The organism is Kitasatospora sp. NPDC001159 (assembly GCF_053598235.1).
Genome location: NZ_JBSFJV010000017.1, coordinates 100,081 through 115,770, shown reverse-complemented (window position 1 = coordinate 115,770; position 15,690 = coordinate 100,081). Strand labels below are relative to the sequence as shown.

14 protein-coding genes, 1 tRNA gene and 1 pseudogene are annotated in these 15,690 nt (G+C 68.2%); 5 read left to right on the top strand and 11 right to left on the bottom strand.

All coding sequences use genetic code 11. From position 1 onward, the window contains the following. Positions 1-460: 460 nt before the first annotated feature. From ACWC9T_RS11970 to ACWC9T_RS11945, 6 genes are all read right to left on the bottom strand, one after another. Positions 461-1,036, bottom strand: coding sequence for a hypothetical protein (locus ACWC9T_RS11970; RefSeq protein WP_449820909.1), 576 nt, complete (start codon positions 1,034-1,036; stop codon positions 461-463). A 160-nt stretch (positions 1,037-1,196) separates the two neighbouring features. After that, positions 1,197-2,063 (bottom strand): hypothetical protein, encoded by an 867-nt coding sequence (locus ACWC9T_RS11965; RefSeq protein WP_449820908.1) that lies wholly within the window; start codon positions 2,061-2,063, stop codon positions 1,197-1,199. Next, positions 2,047-2,943, bottom strand: coding sequence for an aldo/keto reductase (locus tag ACWC9T_RS11960; protein ID WP_449820907.1), 897 nt, complete (start codon positions 2,941-2,943; stop codon positions 2,047-2,049). The genes ACWC9T_RS11965 and ACWC9T_RS11960 overlap by 17 nt, the downstream gene beginning before the upstream one ends. Continuing rightward, a complete protein-coding gene (locus ACWC9T_RS11955) occupies positions 2,940-4,127 on the bottom strand; it encodes a cupin domain-containing protein (RefSeq protein ID WP_449820906.1) in 1,188 nt (395 codons plus the stop codon). Before ACWC9T_RS11955 ends, ACWC9T_RS11960 begins: the two co-directional genes overlap by 4 nt. Positions 4,128-4,140: 13 nt before the next feature. Continuing rightward, positions 4,141-4,281, bottom strand: coding sequence for a hypothetical protein (locus ACWC9T_RS11950; protein ID WP_280696480.1), 141 nt, complete (start codon positions 4,279-4,281; stop codon positions 4,141-4,143). A gap of 181 nt (positions 4,282-4,462) precedes the next feature. Next, positions 4,463-4,957, bottom strand: a complete 495-nt coding sequence (locus ACWC9T_RS11945; RefSeq protein ID WP_449820905.1) for an ATP-binding protein — start codon at positions 4,955-4,957, stop codon at positions 4,463-4,465. 203 nt (positions 4,958-5,160) lie between these two features. Here ACWC9T_RS11945 and ACWC9T_RS11940 point away from each other — a divergent pair, with 203 nt between their 5' ends. Continuing rightward, positions 5,161-6,474: a helix-turn-helix transcriptional regulator gene (locus tag ACWC9T_RS11940; protein ID WP_449820904.1), complete on the top strand. Its 1,314-nt coding sequence runs from the start codon at positions 5,161-5,163 to the stop codon at positions 6,472-6,474. Continuing rightward, a complete protein-coding gene (locus ACWC9T_RS11935) occupies positions 6,471-7,289 on the top strand; it encodes a class I SAM-dependent methyltransferase (RefSeq protein ID WP_449820903.1) in 819 nt (272 codons plus the stop codon). Before ACWC9T_RS11940 ends, ACWC9T_RS11935 begins: the two co-directional genes overlap by 4 nt. A 155-nt stretch (positions 7,290-7,444) precedes the next feature. Here the strand turns inward: ACWC9T_RS11935 and ACWC9T_RS11930 are convergent, their stop codons facing one another. Next, positions 7,445-9,766: an RNA-binding domain-containing protein gene (locus ACWC9T_RS11930; protein WP_449820902.1), complete on the bottom strand. Its 2,322-nt coding sequence runs from the start codon at positions 9,764-9,766 to the stop codon at positions 7,445-7,447. A 242-nt stretch (positions 9,767-10,008) separates the two neighbouring features. Between ACWC9T_RS11930 and ACWC9T_RS11925 the strand changes: the two genes are divergently transcribed. Further along, positions 10,009-10,095, top strand: a tRNA-Thr gene (locus tag ACWC9T_RS11925). An 87-nt stretch (positions 10,096-10,182) separates the two neighbouring features. Here the strand turns inward: ACWC9T_RS11925 and ACWC9T_RS11920 are convergent. From ACWC9T_RS11920 to ACWC9T_RS11910, 3 genes and pseudogenes are all read right to left on the bottom strand, one after another. Next, a pseudogene (locus ACWC9T_RS11920) lies at positions 10,183-10,437 on the bottom strand (biotin carboxylase N-terminal domain-containing protein); the annotation flags it as partial. A gap of 174 nt (positions 10,438-10,611) precedes the next feature. Beyond that, positions 10,612-11,604 (bottom strand): aldo/keto reductase, encoded by a 993-nt coding sequence (locus tag ACWC9T_RS11915; protein ID WP_449820901.1) that lies wholly within the window; start codon positions 11,602-11,604, stop codon positions 10,612-10,614. A 100-nt stretch (positions 11,605-11,704) separates the two neighbouring features. Beyond that, a complete protein-coding gene (locus tag ACWC9T_RS11910) occupies positions 11,705-12,049 on the bottom strand; it encodes a hypothetical protein (protein WP_449820900.1) in 345 nt (114 codons plus the stop codon). A 414-nt stretch (positions 12,050-12,463) separates the two neighbouring features. Between ACWC9T_RS11910 and ACWC9T_RS11905 the strand changes: the two genes are divergently transcribed. After that, on the top strand, positions 12,464-13,150 hold the full coding sequence (locus ACWC9T_RS11905) for a ScbR family autoregulator-binding transcription factor (RefSeq protein WP_449820899.1): 687 nt from the start codon (positions 12,464-12,466) through the stop codon (positions 13,148-13,150). Between the two features lie 56 nt (positions 13,151-13,206). On the opposite strand, the gene ACWC9T_RS11900 is transcribed toward ACWC9T_RS11905, so the two are convergent. After that, positions 13,207-14,031 (bottom strand): hypothetical protein, encoded by an 825-nt coding sequence (locus tag ACWC9T_RS11900; protein ID WP_449820898.1) that lies wholly within the window; start codon positions 14,029-14,031, stop codon positions 13,207-13,209. 202 nt (positions 14,032-14,233) lie between these two features. Here ACWC9T_RS11900 and ACWC9T_RS11895 point away from each other — a divergent pair, with 202 nt between their 5' ends. After that, positions 14,234-15,523, top strand: coding sequence for an MFS transporter (locus ACWC9T_RS11895; protein ID WP_449820897.1), 1,290 nt, complete (start codon positions 14,234-14,236; stop codon positions 15,521-15,523). Positions 15,524-15,690 lie beyond the last annotated feature (167 nt).

Sequence of the window (15,690 nt, the reverse complement as noted above, 5' to 3'; positions counted from 1 at the left end):
GAACAGCCCATCCTCGCCATGCACACCGGGATCATCCCGCACGAATGATCACGAGACGCAGGTGGGTTGCCTGTTACTGAGACACGCTCCTAGCCCCACACCGGGGAAGACGGAGGGGCCGAACGCGGAGGAACGCGGAGCAAGTTGTGCGGTAAGCGCTGCTTACCGCGAGCCCCGGCCAGCCGGAGCAAGTTGTGGGGTAAGGAGTCCTTACCCCGGCCCGCGCCCCCGAGGGCGGAGCAAGTCGTCGCGCTCGACGGTCCTACGGCCTCCGCGCTACTGCCCAGCTCGGCTGGTGGCCGCGCGAGGGCGCACAGCTACCAGGCGAGCCCTCCGCCGAGAGCCCCATGGGACTGCTCGTTGACTGAGTGAGTGGCTCACGGTCGAACCTCCGCTCGACGAAGCTACGGGCGGGTGACGATGTGCTGATGGTGCCATTGCCCAAGGTCCAGAGAGGCTGTCAGTTGTCGAACCAAACGACGAGTCGGACATTTTCTCCGCCATGGACATCCGCGAGGGCGCTCATGGTTTTCCACACTGGTGCCCACTCGCCGTCTTCCGGCACGGCGTCCCGGCGCACCATTCGCACGACGCGGAGCAGGATCCCGTCTTCGATCCACTCAGCCCCTTCTGACCTGCCTTGGCGGCCACGGAACGACTTGCCTGCCCGTACCCAACCCTGCTCAGGCGTGCGTTTGTACTCCTGTACGCGCTCGTCTACGGCCTCGGCGGGTTCGTCCCAGTCCACCGTGGCCAGTTCGGCCCAGCTGATCCAGGACGGGCTGTGCCCATCGGGGTCCCATTCCTGATACGCCTGTCGGGTCCGGGACGACACGTCGGCGGGAATGCCTCGATCTCCGGCCAGCGGGCGGAAGCCGGCATGGTTCCGGACGCCGAACAGGCAGCCGAAGGCGTCGTAGCTTCGACCGCCGTACAGCAGGTCCAGGTCTATCGCCGCATGCCAGCGCGCCTTGTCTTCGTCGAGCGTTCCGTAAGTGGCCCGGCACTCGACGAACCCATGTATGTCGGCTCCCATACGACCGGATTCTCCAGGCCGGACGGGCAGACTGCCAGGAGTTTTCACGGCGTCCGACCTGGGTGGACGCGTCGAGCCGTCGGCCGAGCCTGGCGTACGACGAACGTGGCCGTTGCTGTGCCCCGGGCGGAGCAAGCTGTCGCGTTGGATACCCCAAGGGTTACTCGGCGCGGTTCCCCCGACCAGAGGGCCGGGTGTTGGTGAGCTCGGAGAGCCGCCCCCGCAGGGGCTCCTCCAGGTCGAGGTTGTCGCCCCGGGTGGTGGTCTGCAGGAGCTCGGTGATGACCACAAGTTCGGCGAACCGTCCTGCGGGCGTGTCGAGGATGTGCCCGAGCCGCCGCCGGATTTCGGCAGCGGTGTCGGGGACCAGGAGGCTGTAGGAGTACAGCAGCGCGGCGTCGTAGCCGGCGGGTGCGATGCCCCAGCCTTCCCAGTCGAGGACCGTGAGGGTTGGGCCTGTGAGGTTGGCCCAGTGCAGGTCGCCGTGAGCGGTCGTCCAGGCGGGCGCCTTGGTGTCGATCGGGATGCCCAGGTACTGGGGCATGGCACGGTCCAGGTACTCCTGCCGGACCGCAGCTCGGCTGCTGGGGACGGCGGCGATGCCATCGAGGGCGGTGCTGAGTCCGTCCCACCAGGCGTCGTCCAGGTCGGGCGCTTTCCGGAGGATTGGCTCGTGGGTGGTGATGGTGGGGGCGGTGATCTTGTCGTACAGCTCCGCTAGGTAGCCGTGCTCGCCCTCGCTCCAGGTGCGCCACTCCCGCAGGCGCGGCCTCGGTACCGCAGGAGGCATGAGCCGTTCCGCCTCCTGCGGTCCCTCCCAGAGCTTCCCGCCGACCTTGTCGGCCGGGGCCGACACCAGGCGGAGCCATCCCTCGCCGGACGCCGTGGCAACCGGGCGGCTGAGGGTACGACCGCGCCAGCCCCACGCTTCGCGGGAGCCGATCGGCGTCGCGTCGAGCGCCGCTGCTGCTGTGGCGTGCATCCCGCGCATCCGCTTGGCGGTGTCCGGCTCAGGTTCCGAGTACATCAACGACCCTTCGGAGTACGTCCGGAGACAACGGCGGTTGGCCGACGGCTTCGGCGGCCCCCATCCAGTGTTCCGGGTTTCCCGTCGACAGGAGCACGCGCTTCACCCCCGGGGCGGAAGCGACGACGGCGAGGGCGGTCTCGGCAGGGGTCTTGCCAGGGGTGATCAGCGCGGACAGTTCCGGGGTCACCAGGCCAGGGATCTCACCGCCGTGGAGCGGGGCGGAGGCGAACACCTCCAGATCCGCATCCAGGGCATCGGCCAACGGGCCTTGCCCGTCGAGGGCCTGAGCGACGGGCGCGAGATGAACGAGGGAGACCGGGAGTTGGATGGCCCGTAGGTTGTGGTTCAGGCCGCCGGCCTTGGTCGCGAGTTCGAGCAGGGTGGGCACGTCGAAGAGTCCGCTGCTGAAGCCACACCAGGTTGCGACCCCGTAGGCGCCGATCGCGTGTTGGCTGCACGCCTCCTCCAGGGCGAGGAAGGCGGCGTACAGCCGGTCGGCGATCTTGCCTTCCTGGCAGCCGTGTTCGGGGTTGTGCAGGAACACCAGGTCGGGGACTCGGCCGAGCATGCGTTTGCTGCGGGCGACCTGCCAGGCGATGTAGTCGGGCGCGAGGCAGTGCCCGTGCTCGGCGTCCTCGGCGGACAGCGCGCCCGCACGCACGCCGAGGCGCCTGGCGCTCGGCGAGAGGAAGCCCACCTTCGTGGAGACCCGCAGGTCAGGGTAAGCAGCCAGGGCCAGGGCCAGCGATGTCTCCGCCTGGCCGTTCTCGTAGTTGGGCGCGGTGTCCACCCAGTCGGCACCACGGGAGACGGCCATCAAGGCGGCCTCGGCCACATCGAGACAGCGATAGGTGCCCAGGCCCAGCCGTGCGGTCATCGCTCGCCCCCGATGGCGGCGACCTGGCCGTCGACCAGCTCCGTCACGACACCGGCCGCCTGCGCGAGCGTGATGCCGGCGGCCTGTGCGAGATCGGCCAGTCGGTGACTCTCCCCATCGGCGAGGAGCGTGAGCATCGGCTGGGCCTGGGCCGCGAACGTCCACTCCTCGCCGCCTGTGGTCAGCCGCACCGTGCCCTCCGGCCCGGCGGCGAGCGCGGGCCGCGTGGTGACGAGACGTACCCGCAGATCCGCGTTCGGCGGAGCCGTCGTGATGTACGGCAGCGACGGGACCAACCTGGCCCGCTCGGTGGCATCGCGAGCGACGGAGAAGCGAGTGATCAGATCGGCACTCTCCAACTCGGCCGCGACGAGCTTGCCGATCGTTTCGAGGTAGACGCGCTGCTCCTCGGCAGTTCCGAAGCGCGGAATGTCTGCCCGGATGGCCTCGTGGGCGCGCAGGACCTCCGACAACCAGGTGATCAGGTCAGCGCCCGTCGTGCTCTGCAGCCCGCACGTGACGTGCAGCGAGTGCTGGCCCTCGGAAGCAGCGACGGCGTGCCACCAGCCCCGGGGCAGGTAGAGCATGTCACCAGCGTTGAGCACCAGGTCGGCAATGGGTTCGTCCGGCGGCGGCTCGGGCATCTCGACGTCGCGGTGCAGGGGGACGGTGCGGGTCGGTCCGTAGATGCGCCAGCGCTTCGCGCCGTCGAGCTGGACGACCACCACATCGTGGTCATCCCAGTGGACGCCGAAGCCCTCGGTGCTGGTCCACGAGGCGTATAGGTTGACCTGCACGCCGGTTCGCAGCCAGCGCTCCAGCTGGGAGGCCACGGAGCCGATGCCGGGATGGAGCTCGTCGACGGCGTCCAGGACGAGCGTGGCCCCTTCGGCGAGCCGCTTGTGCAGCTCGGAGGGCTGGAGCTGGTGCCAGACGGTGCTTCGCCGGGTGGTGATCGGCCGCGAGTAGGTGTGCGCGGACACCTGTTCCCCGTTGGCGGCGAGGCGGAAGCGAGGGGGTTCGAACCGGTGGTGGGTCAGGATGGTGTTGAGGTCATCCCAGCTCATCAGCCTGGCGAGCGACGCGGCTTCGCCGCGTGCGACCTTGAAGCTGCGGCCGAGCGTCCGGGCGAGAAAGTCATCCCCGCCCAGACGCTCAACCACCGAGAAGTGCTCGGCGGTCATCGTGATGCAGCCGTCAGTCGTTGGTGTCGGTGCGGCCGGTGGAGCCGCCGTCCGACGGCTGCTCGCCCCGCGAGCGGGCCGCGGCGACCTTGGCACGGGCGACAAGCAAGCCGTCGCCTTCCAGCTCGGTGCTGGTCGTCAGGTTCTCGGGCATGAAGTACTCCTTCGGTTTCATGGGGCGGGGCGACTGCCCAGCCCCGTCGTGGGTGCGGCGGTGGACCCGTTGCCAGGGCAAGGCGCTGGCAAGGAACCTCAGGTGCTTGTGCCGCGTGGCTGTTGACCATCGCGGGCACCTGTATCCCCCCAAGCCCGCGTCGGGGCGGGAGGAAGTCTTGTCAGACGGTGGTCGGCACGACGTCCCGTGCCTTCGGGGCAGCGGCCCTCACCAGCGCGGTGAGCCGCTCGTCGCCCGAGACGGCGGCGGTGGTGCCGACCTCGAACCAGATCCGCTTTCCGGCGGGGTCCGGCTCGGCGCCCCAGTCCGTCGCGAGCGCGGCCACCAGGAACAGCCCTCGCCCGTCGGTGGCGTCGAGATCGATCCCGCCGGCAGCCGGGAGTTCGTGGCCGACGTCCGTCACCTCGACGCGCAGCCGTTCACCGTCCCAGGAGACGCATACGACGCACGGGGCGTGGGTGTGGGACACGGCGTTGGTGATCAGCTCGCTGGACAGCAACTCGACATCGCGGAGTGCGTCCTCCGCCAGCGGCAGGCCCCAACCGCGCACGGTCCGTAGCACCCGCCGCCGGGCGTCCGGCACGGCCTTGACACTGGGCAGCACGCGAAAGCCGAACGGGGCGGGGGCAATGGCCTGCCGGGTGGCGACGGACATGAGCGCGGACCTTTCACCGGGACGAGGTCGGCAGCGGGCCGATTCGCGCCGGGATTCACCCGGCAGGTATCTACAGAACCGCCTCCAACGCCGGTGAACCAGAGCAGAATTGAGGCGGCAACGAGGCATCCGTGCTGCAAACCCGGGCATGACCTGGCCTGTTACGACTGCAGACGAACTGACGTACCTCTGGAGGACGCGGGATGGCATCCAGGAGGTCCCGGCTGATCCAGCGCAGGGAGGCGGTTGGCCACACCCAGGAATCCCTGGCTGAAGCCCTCGATGTGGACCGTACGACCGTGGGGCGATGGGAGAGCGGCAGGGGTGCCCCACAGCCCTGGATGCGGCCGAAGCTCGCCCACGTCCTGAAACTCTCGGTCGACCAGTTGGCCGACCTGCTGACAGCACCCCCGGCAGCCGCCGAAGCAGTTCCACCGCCCAGCAGCGGCGGCGAGGCTTCGCCTCCTGTGCCTGCCCAACGCACGGACCACGACAACGATCTCGTAGTGGCCGTGGCAGCCGACTCGGCAGAGTCCGCACTCTTCCTTCGCTTCGCGAGCGCGTCCAACGTGGATGACACGCTGCTCGAACAGATCGACGCGGACATCGCGAGGCTGGCAGGGGACTACGTGAGCAAGCCGGTATCCGAGCTCTTCAACGACATCGGAGCCCTCCGGCGAGGAGTGTTCGACTTACTCCGAGGCCGCCAACACCCCTACCAGACAAGCCATCTCTACCTGCAGGCCGGACGCCTCTGTGGCCTGGCCACCCATGTCGCCCTCGACCTCGGCCAGTACGCAGCTGCGGCTACGCACTCGCGAACGGCCTGGCGCTGCGCGGAGTCAGCTGGCCACAACGGTCTCCGGGCCTGGATCCGATCCGTCCAGTCCCTGATCGCCTACTGGCAGCAGGACCACCACCAGGCCGCCGAGCTGGCCAGAGCCGGACTGCCGTACGCGGACAGCGGGACGATTGCAGCTCGTCTGCTCAGCCTCGAAGCGCGGGCCACCGCCGCGCTCGGCGACACCGCGAGTGCGCTACGAGCCGTGGAAGCTGCCGAGGCGGCGCGGAGCACAGTAGCCGCCGTGGATCTTCCCGGCGTATTCACGTTTCCCGAGGCCAAGCAGTGGACCTACGCCGGCACCGCCCTCCTCGCCCTGGGCAGCCAGCGTCACGTGAACCGCGCCATCGAGGCGTCCTCCAGGGCCATCGCCCTGTACGAGTCCGCTCCGCAGCAGGAACAGTCCTCCGGTGACCTGCTGGCGGCCCGCCTTGACCTCGCCAACGCCCACCTCGCCCACGGTGACCTCGACGGCGTGCAGGAGAAGCTCTCGGTGGTGCTGGACGCTGCACCGGACCGGCGAACAGCGAGCATCTCCAGCCGCCTTCGGGCGCTGAGCACTCGTCTCGCCGAACCCGCCTACGCAGGCTCCCCGATCGTCCTGAGTCTCCGTGAGAATGTCAGAGAAGCCTGCTCTCGACCCGCACTCACGAACCCTCCGGAGCTGCCACAGTGACGAGCAACACCGCACAGCAGGACGCCGCTGTCGCCGACAAGTCCATCCTCGCGAACAGCGCCTACGCCGACGGACGCCACCTGGCCGCCCGCCAGTCGATCTATCGGTGGCAGCAGCCGCAGTACGACCTGCCCGGGATCGTCCTCGAAGAGCTGGCCGGCACGAGCGGGACCGTCCTCGACGTCGGCTGCGGCAACGGCAAGTTCGTCAACCGCCTGCACAGGGGCCGCCCGGACCTCCAGGTCGTCGGGATGGACATTTCGGCGGGCATCCTCGCCGGCGTCGAGAAGCCGGTCCTGGTGACCGACGCCCAGGCCCTGCCCTTCGCCGACGACTGCGCCGACGCCGTGTTGGCCTTGCACATGCTGTACCACGTCAGCGACATCGAGGCCACGATCAAGGAACTGGCCCGCGTCCTCCGGCCTGGCGGCGTGCTCATCGCCTCGACCAACAGCGACACCGACAAGCAGGAACTGGACCAGCTCTGGGCTCGGGCCGCAGGAGACGTCCTCGGGATTCCCGAGGGGCCAGCACGGGTCTCCCTCAGCTCCCGCTTCTCCCTGGAGAAGGCCCGCAGCTACCTCGGGACGGCTTTCAAGGACATCCGACTCCGGCCACTGCCCGGCACCATCGAGCTCACCGACCCCGCGCCAATCGTTGCCCACCTAGCCTCCTATGAGGCGTGGGCCGACCAGTGCGGCGTCCCATTCCACGAGACCGTCAGCCGGGCAGCAGAGATAGCTTCCGCCACGATCGCGACCGAAGGGGTGTTCAAAATTAAATGCCTCGGTGGATTCCTGGTGTGCCGGCTATAGATCACATGAGAGGTCGTTCTTGGCCAGCTTCCGAGCCCACGCCAATGTGACTCTATCCACGCCCCAGCGCCTTCCCTGGATTCCCGCATGGCGATCACAAAGTGGGATAGTGTCCGCTCAATTTGGAGAGCGGACACTGTCGCATCATGGACCCGTTATTCCAGCTCGGCAATATGGTGAGCCTGCGCGCTCAGGTGTGGATGCTGGGAAAGCAGGGACTTGGCGAGCGTAAGATCGTCACGCGCGTCATCTTGCCGCCCAAGGCGCCGGTAATTGATGACCCGGGTCTTGATAGCCATCAGGAGCGTTTCGCTGGGAACTTCCCGCGCAGATTCCTCATTAATGATCTTTGTGAACTCCATGACAGCCGCCACGGGCTCGCCAGCGCGACTGAGTGCAACGCCGAGTTGATGGCGCAACACGAGATCACTAGGGGAGTATTCTACTGCTCGACGAAGGGCATTTACCCGACCGTACTTGTCGCGCTGAGCGTCACATACCCTTGCTTTCACGCCGTACGCGAAGGCCCCGGTGAGCTTATTTGCTCGACTGCACGCGACCTCGGCAAAGCGCATTGCCTGGCCAAGTCGCTGCCTGGTCAATTCATAGCTGGCGCTCATGGCGAAGACGTAAGCGCTAGTTGGGGCGATCTGCCGAGCTTGTTTAAACAGGTCGTCTGCGGCATCAAGGTTTCCCGAGAATGTTTCGGATTCGCCGCGTCGGCAGAGAATTGCGCCGCGCTTCTCATTATCGGTCTGGATTCCGAAGCGCTCAAAAACGCTTACGAAGCGCTCGACTTCCCACGATCTAAGCTCCATTTGCTGGGTATATTGCTGCACCCTGCGGCGCGCGTCGGTTTCCAGAGTGCCGAACCGCGAGAGCTGGCGACCAGCGAAGGCCAGCGTGATGGGCAGACTCACGAATACAGCTTGACCGTCAGCCGGATGAAGCTGGCGACTGACAAGCGTGGCTTCCTCCAGCTCGCGGAGTGCCTTGTCCAGTCGATCGTGTGACATCTCTGCCGCAAGGCCAAGCAGCTGGCTCCCCGGAGGAGTGTCAAAGATATACATCACTGCCAATACGCGTTTCGCATCTTGCGAGAGAACATCCCAGATGTTACGGAAGCTAAACTCCAGTACTGGTGAATCGTCGCCGCTGACGTCCTTCAGGGCACTGTCCAGGTCGCCGCGCAGTTTATAGCGCCCGAGAGCCCATTGAATAGCAAGGGGGAGCCCTCCGCAAGACTTCCTGATCTGCTCGACTCGGCGATCTGTGAGCTGTAGGCCAATTTGGAGCTCCTGTGCCTTGACTGTCACAAATTCGCGAGTCTCGTCATTGTCCAACTCTGGCACGGTTACGGGATATTCCCATCCGCCAGTCTTGCGACGACTGGTGATGATTACCTTCGCCAGGGATGCGGGCGGTAGATCCTGAACGAAGGAAATGATTCTCCCGTCATCTACCGTTTCCAGGTTGTCGAGAACAATGAGAGTGGGCAATGCGGAGAGCCACTCGACGACTGTGCACTTCTTCGCCTCAAGAGATTCGGGAGACTCCTCGCCGAAGAGGTGAAGGATCTGATCGAGCAGCCCTTCAAGAGAATATAGAGTCCGGCTCGCGGATCGAGTGATCCCGCCTGCAGTAAGGATGGTTTCCTTGGCAGTCAGTTGCAGGATGGCGTCAAAGGAGCGCTCTTGGTAAAAATGGTACGCCGCCCACGTGGCAAGAGCCGATTTTCCAACTCCTCCCGGCCCGTGGACATTGATGATCCAGATGCGTGGATCCTTTGTTACCGCAGTAATGAGCTGCTCTCGGAGCCTGTTGCGCCCAACGAAGAACTGATAGTCCTTCTCGAGAAGTCGATAGGTCCCTGAATCTACGGCAAATGGACTCTTTGTCTCTTTATCGAGACTGTCCTGATCGGCTCGCTCCTCGAGGTCATCCAGCAACTCTTCAAGCTCCTCGCCACTGTCAAGTCGAACAGTGGAGTCGCCGCGCCGGAAATAAATCTCACCTCGTCGAAGCCCAAAGGATTCTTTGATGCAGAAATCATTCTTCACAAGGGTTGGCGTGCGCCGCTTACGCCGTTTTGCAGTGGCGCGAATGAAGATTATGGCGAACCAGCGAGGTTCGCCGGTGTAGCGCAGCTCGTGCTGCACAATGTCGACGGCGATTTCAACTCCCGTCGCCCGGCGCACCTTGTCGCGAAGAAGTTTTGCATCGTAGGGAATTTCGCCGGGAAGGCCCACGGGGACCCATGTCTTGTCTTGAACGCCGACCACAATGTATCCGCCGCCGGTATTCTTCATCGCTAGGGCATCCTTGGCGAACGATGCTGCGCCATGGTCGTTTTCGAGTCGGAGTTCCTGCTTGAAATCGAGCCACTCGCACTCGCCGCGACAGTCGATGAGATACTTCAGGGCTTCGATGCTCAGATCGCCCTCTCGTACCATTCGCTCGATGGTGGCGAGGTTCATTCGCAACCCGCTTTCTAGCCTGGCTCGCATTAGGAGATGCCAAAGGATCGGCGTGGGTTCCGGCATTCTAGTCGGCCCAAGGCTGCTGGGGGGCCAAATCGTTGATAGACAGTCAGCGGAGAAGAAGTGACGTCCCACCGGCCATGCGCGTGCGTGAGCGATGCGTGAGCGGACGTGGCGGCAGGAGCTATCCGTGGCTGGATCCTGAAACCTGCCGCGTGGCGCTGACCTGCAGGTTCAGCGCCACGCGGCATCAGGCATCACGCCCCGTCATGATCCGGGTTCGTCTTGTAAAGCGGGGGTCGTCGGTTCGAACCCGACAGGGGGCTCCGCTTCCGGCCCAGGTCAGAGGGCCGAAGAACGCAGAACGCCCCGGGCCGATCACGGCCCGGGGCGTTCTGGCATCTACGGGTGACATCAGAGAGGAAGCCGTAGCCCGGGTGGATCGCGTCCGCACCCGAATCCTTGGCGGCCGGCAGCACCTCGTCGATGCCCAGATAGCTGGTGGCCGGGGTGTCGCCACCGAGCGCGAACGCCTCGTCCGGGGCCCGGACGTGCAACGCGTCCCGGTCCGGATCCGCGTACACGGCCACGCTGGAGATCCCGGCATCCCGGCAAGCACGGGCCGCCCGGATAGTGATTTCGCCACGGTGGCGGTGAGCACCTTGCACACGACGCCTCCCTTTGCCGAGAGTACGAACTACTGCGGGGAGTGCGAATCCTTCCGGCCCGTCCTGCCCTGCTGGCGTGGCTCCCGGTCGGTCCTGCGGGTCGGCGCCGTCGCGGGGGCACGCACCACCACACAGGTGCGTGCCGCCACGGCGGCGTTCAGCACACGAGTGCGCTCACCAGGCGTACGCCTCGGGCGCCGGCTTGGCGCCGTTCGGGCCGGGCGGCGGGAACAGCTGGTCCAGCTTCGCCAGGGTGGCGGCGTCGAGCCTGATCGTCAGGGCGCGCAGCGAGCCGTCGAGCTGCTCGGCCGTTCGCGGCCCGATGACGGGGCCGGTCACGCCGTCCTGGGCGAGCAGCCAGGCCAGTCCGACGTGCGCGGGGTCCTCGCCGATCCCCGCGCACAGCTTCTCGTACGCCTCGACGGTGTCGCGGTGCTGGGCGAGTAGGCCGGCGGAGTGCCCGGTGGTGCCGCGGGCCGCGCCGCCCTCCTTCAGCTTGCGCAGGACTCCGCCGAGCACTCCGCCGTTCAGCGGCCCCCAGGGGATCAGGCCGAGGCCGTAGTGCCGGGCCGCGGGCAGCACCTCCAGCTCGGCCCAGCGGGTCATCAGGTTGTACCGCGACTGCTCGCTGACCAGGCCGAGGAAGTGCCGCGACCGGGCGGCCTCCTGGGCCTGGGCTATGTGCCAACCGGCGAAGTTGGAGGAGCCGAAGTAGAGCACCTTGCCCTGCTGGCGGAGGACGCTGAACGCCTCCCAGATCTCCTCCCACGGAGTGCTCCGGTCGACGTGGTGCATCTGGTACACGTCGATGTAGTCGGTCCCCAGGCGCTTGAGCGACGCCTCGCAGGCGCGCCGGATGTTCAGCGCCGACAGGCCGGACTCGTTGGGCCAGTCGCCCGTCGGGAGGTAGGCCTTGGTGGCCAGCACGGTCTTCTCGCGCCGCCCGTTGCCGCCGGCGAACCACCGGCCGATGATCGGCTCGGTCGGCTGCTCGCCCGGGCGCGTGCCGTACACGTTGGCCGTGTCGAAGAAGTTGATGCCGCGGTCGTGCGCCCGGTCCATGATCGTGTGGCTGTCCGCTTCGGAGGTCTGCGTCCCGAAGTTCATCGTGCCGAGTACGAGCCGGGACACGGACAGTCCGCTGCGGCCGAGGTTCGTGTATTCCACGTGTGCCAGTCCTTCAGATAGTGCTGAATCTCCAACCGCTCGCCGCGGCTGGACGGTTGGGGCTGTGGATGCCGGCGGGCCCGCCCGGCGGGGAGCGGGATCAGGCCGCTGCCGCCTGGTCCGGGTACCACTGCTGCATGCGCGCGGCGTCCGCGTCCCATCCCGGGCCCGCTGCCCGGCCCAGGTCGGCCCAGAGCGGTGCGTTGTCGAACCAGTGGTCGGTGGCCGGCATGTCCAACGCGTGCGCGGCGGCTCTTTGCCCCGCCGCCAGGACCCGGGCGTGTGCGCGGTCGATGTTCCGCCGCGCCGGGTTGGGCGACATGCAGTCGGCCACCGCGTGCAGCAGCGCGGATGCCGTGACCGCATCGGGATGCGCCGCGGGGTGGACGGACACTGACAGCCGTTCGCGCGGGACGAGGCCGACCGTCACGAGCATTGCGGTCATGGCTGGCGCTCCTGTCTGTTTTCGGGCAGGGCGGAGCTGCTGAGTGTGGCAACAGCCCCCATCCCGCGGTCAATAAAATACAGACAGGTCCGTCTGGTAAATCAAGTAAAAAATTGGGACCGGGTGTGTCGGGGAGCGGAAGGACGGCTCGGTGGGCCCGGCGCCCCGGTGCGGTGAGTGCATCATGCAACGGGGTCGACGAAAAGGCGGATTTGCCTGCTTATTGACCGCTGTGCGGCGGCGACCGGCCCGGTCGGGGAAGCAACGGTTTCCGCCTGGGCAGCCCGTGAGGGGGCGCACTGCGGAACCGCGCGTGTGTCCGGCTTCGCTTCGCGCGTCCCTGTGAGTCCTTCGTTTCCAAGTACAATGCAGACTTGTCTGTATCGTTCGTTGGCTAGTGGCAAGGATCCGGGTATGGCGAAGCAGGAACGCGGAACGCGATCGCGGCAGGCGATCCTGGAGGCCGCCGCCGAGGTGTTCGACCTTCACGGATACGACGCCGCGAGCACCAACGAGATCCTCGCCCGCAGCGGCCTGACCCGTGGCGCCCTGTACCACCACTTCCCCTCCAAGGAATCGATCGCCACGGCCCTGCTCGACGCGCACAGCGGGGCCCTCGTCGCCCCCGAGCGGTCCACCAGGGTCCAGTCGGTCATCGACCTGACCTTCGGGTTCGCCGTCCAGCTCCAGCGCGATCCGGTACTGCGGGCCAGCGTGCGCCTGGCAGTGGAGAAGACCTCGTTCCCGCTCCCGGCCCACACTCCGTACGAGCAGTCGGCCGCGGCCGTCCGGGACCTCCTCGGCGAGGCGCAGTCGCAGGGCGAGATCCTGCCCGGCCTGGACCTGGACGAGGCCACCACCGTCATCATCGGTGCGTTCACCGGCCTGCAGGTGATGTCGCAGGTCTACACGAACCGCGAGGACCTGCCGGAGCGCGTCAGCGCGATGTGGCGCTTCCTCCTGCCGGGCATGGTCGCCCCCGGCCTGATCGGCAACCTGCGTATCGTCCCGCCGCCCGCCGACCTCGTCGCCGCGGACCAGGCCCGGGCCGAGGCTGCCGCGGAGCAGGCCCGGGCCGACGCCGGCACCACCACGTCGTAGCACCCTCGGGTTCCGGGCCCGGTCGTCGGCCGGGGCGTTCTGTCACTTCATGATCACTAAGAGTTCCGCGAGGGGCGCGGCGCGGCTGAACGCAGCCGGCGGAGCGTCCAGCCGGGGCCGAGCGTCCGGGTGTGCACGGTGAAGAGCTCGGCGGCGCGCCGGTAGGAGAGGCGGGCGCGGCCGGTGTGCGGGCAGCGGTCGGCGTTCGGGGTGCCGGCCGGGGCGCGGCGGTCGGTGAGGAAGAGCGGACCCCCGGTGCGGCCGGCGATCAGCAGCGGGAGCAGCCGGGCGGTTCCGGCCTGCCACCGGACGGAGGGGTGGTCTGGCCGGGGGTGGCTGCGGCGGCGGGGCAGGTCGAGTTCGTGGGTGTTCAGCGCGAGGACGGTCTCGATGGCGGCGCCGGACTCGTGCAGCAGGTGCCACAGCGTCTGTTCGCGCAGCGGCGCGCGCAGGGCGAACAGGGCGCGCAGCTGCTCCTCGGCTAGCGGGGCGGCGACCTCGGCCGGTGCGGGCAGCGGGACGGGGCGCAGCTCGACGGTCGGGTCGCCGTCGATCCAGCCCTGGGCCCGCCACCAGGCCACCGCCGCGCGCAGGGTGGAGAGTTCGCGGTTGAGCGTGCGCGGGTCGGTGCCGGTGCCGCGCAGCACCACGGCGGCGCGCAGCCGCTCGGCGGCGTCCGGGTGGTCGAGCAGGGCGAGCGGGAGCACGGGCGGCCGGGCGCGCCGCCGTTCGGGGCCGGTGGGGGCGGACCGGTCGGCGAGCGCCCAGGCCCAGGTGTTCAGTGCGATCCGGTAGATCCGCCGGGAGCGCTCGGCGAGCCCGGAGGCGGCCAGGTAGCGCTCGACGGCGAGGCCGTACTCGACCGGGGGAAGCTCTGTCACGACCGCCTTCTTCCGCAGTAAATCACCGAATCGCCTGGGCGCCCAGGATATCCGGAAAGCGCAGTAAACAGCAGATGGTGGTATGTTTTCCGGCATATTTACTGCGGGATTAGGGTGCGCCATCAAAATTGATGCCGAAAGGCTCAAGTTTTTCTCCGCAAACCCTTGATCCGCGTTCCCGGCCGCTCGCAGACTGCTGCCCATGGCAGTGGACACAGAACGGATCCCGGCCCGCCCCCGGCGCCTGGGAGACCGTCTCGCCGTGCTGGGCGAGCGCGATTTCCGCCGGTTCTTCATCGGCTACACGACCTCCCTCCTCGGCTCCTCGATGGCGCCGGTCGCGGTGGCCTTCGCGGTCCTCGACGGCGGGGGCGGCGGCGGGGGCGGCGGCGGAACCGGCACCGACCTCGGCTGGGTGATGGCCGCCCGGATCCTCCCGGTGGTGCTGGTGCTACTGGCCGGCGGGGTGATCGCCGACCGGTTCGGCAGCCGTCGTCTGATGCTGGGCTCGGACGTCCTGCGCGGCGTCGTCCAGGCGCTGTTCGCCGGACTGCTGGCGGCCGGGCACGCGCCGGTCTGGGTGATGGTCGCCCTGGTGGCGGTGTGGGGGATCGGCGAGGGGCTGTTCCTGCCCGCCTTCGGGGCGATCGTGCCCGACCTGGTGCGCCGCCGGGGCTTAATGGCGGACGGCAACACCCTGCTGGGGCTGTCCCGTTCGGTGTCCGCGGTGGCCGGCCCCGCGCTGGCCGGCCTGGTCACCGCCGCCCGGGGCCCGGCGGCGGTGCTGCTGATCGACGCGGTGACGTACGGCGTCGGCGCCCTCGCGCTGGCGGGGCTGCGGTTGCCGGACCGCCCGGAGGCGGACGGCGGGAACTCGATGCTGCGGGAACTGCGGGCCGGCTGGTCGGAGTTCACCGCCCGTCCGTGGCTGTGGATCACCACCGCGCAGATGGGCCTGTTCAACCTGCTGGTCTGGGCGCCGTTCCTGGTGCTCGGCCCGCTCACCGCGCAGCGGGAGCTCGGCGGCGCCCGGGCCTGGGGCCTGGTGATGGGCGTGTACGGCGCCGGCGCGGTGCTGGGCGGTCTGCTGATGCTCGGCCGCCGCCCCGGACGCCCGCTCGCGGTGGCCACCGTGGCCGGACTGGGCTGGGCGCTGCCCTCCGCCGCGCTCGCGGCCGGGGCCCCGCTGATCTGGGTGGGCGCCGGAGCGCTGGTGGCCGGGGTGGGTTCGGCGGTCTGCGGAACGCTGTTCTCCACCACCGTGCAGCGCTGGGTCCCGGCCGAGCTGCTGGGCCGGCTGACCTCCTTCGGATCGCTCGGCTCCTTCGTCCTCGGTCCGCTCGGCCTGGCGGCGGCCGGCCCGCTGGCGGCCCGGCTCGGCACCGGCGGGGTGCTGCTGCTCGGGTCGGTCTGGCAAGTTGCGGCCGGGGTCGTAGTGTTGGGCGTACCGGCCGTACGGAATCGTCGCTGGGAGGAGGGCCCGGACAACTGACGCCCTCGGACGGCTCCGGGGCGCACCCCCGGCCACCCGGTGCGGCCCACCGCGCACCGTACCCGGCCGGCCCCGGAGCGCAGCCGGTCGCTCCGCCCACGCGGTGTGCCTCCGTGGCGGGCGGGGTGGCCGGGCCGGTCGTACCGTGGAGGGTGCGGGGGTGGACG

What these genes read in the sequence shown, in the direction of transcription:
- ACWC9T_RS11970 (WP_449820909.1), bottom strand. Translation starts at nt 1,036, where the DNA reads ATGGGAGCCGACATACATGGGTTCGTCGAGTGCCGGGCCACTTACGGA.
- ACWC9T_RS11965 (WP_449820908.1), bottom strand. Translation starts at nt 2,063, where the DNA reads ATGTACTCGGAACCTGAGCCGGACACCGCCAAGCGGATGCGCGGGATG.
- ACWC9T_RS11960 (WP_449820907.1), bottom strand. Translation starts at nt 2,943, where the DNA reads ATGACCGCACGGCTGGGCCTGGGCACCTATCGCTGTCTCGATGTGGCC.
- ACWC9T_RS11955 (WP_449820906.1), bottom strand. Translation starts at nt 4,127, where the DNA reads ATGACCGCCGAGCACTTCTCGGTGGTTGAGCGTCTGGGCGGGGATGAC.
- ACWC9T_RS11950 (WP_280696480.1), bottom strand. Translation starts at nt 4,281, where the DNA reads ATGCCCGAGAACCTGACGACCAGCACCGAGCTGGAAGGCGACGGCTTG.
- ACWC9T_RS11945 (WP_449820905.1), bottom strand. Translation starts at nt 4,957, where the DNA reads ATGTCCGTCGCCACCCGGCAGGCCATTGCCCCCGCCCCGTTCGGCTTT.
- ACWC9T_RS11940 (WP_449820904.1), top strand. Translation starts at nt 5,161, where the DNA reads ATGGCATCCAGGAGGTCCCGGCTGATCCAGCGCAGGGAGGCGGTTGGC.
- ACWC9T_RS11930 (WP_449820902.1), bottom strand. Translation starts at nt 9,766, where the DNA reads ATGAACCTCGCCACCATCGAGCGAATGGTACGAGAGGGCGATCTGAGC.
- ACWC9T_RS11910 (WP_449820900.1), bottom strand. Translation starts at nt 12,049, where the DNA reads ATGACCGCAATGCTCGTGACGGTCGGCCTCGTCCCGCGCGAACGGCTG.
- ACWC9T_RS11905 (WP_449820899.1), top strand. Translation starts at nt 12,464, where the DNA reads ATGGCGAAGCAGGAACGCGGAACGCGATCGCGGCAGGCGATCCTGGAG.
- ACWC9T_RS11895 (WP_449820897.1), top strand. Translation starts at nt 14,234, where the DNA reads ATGGCAGTGGACACAGAACGGATCCCGGCCCGCCCCCGGCGCCTGGGA.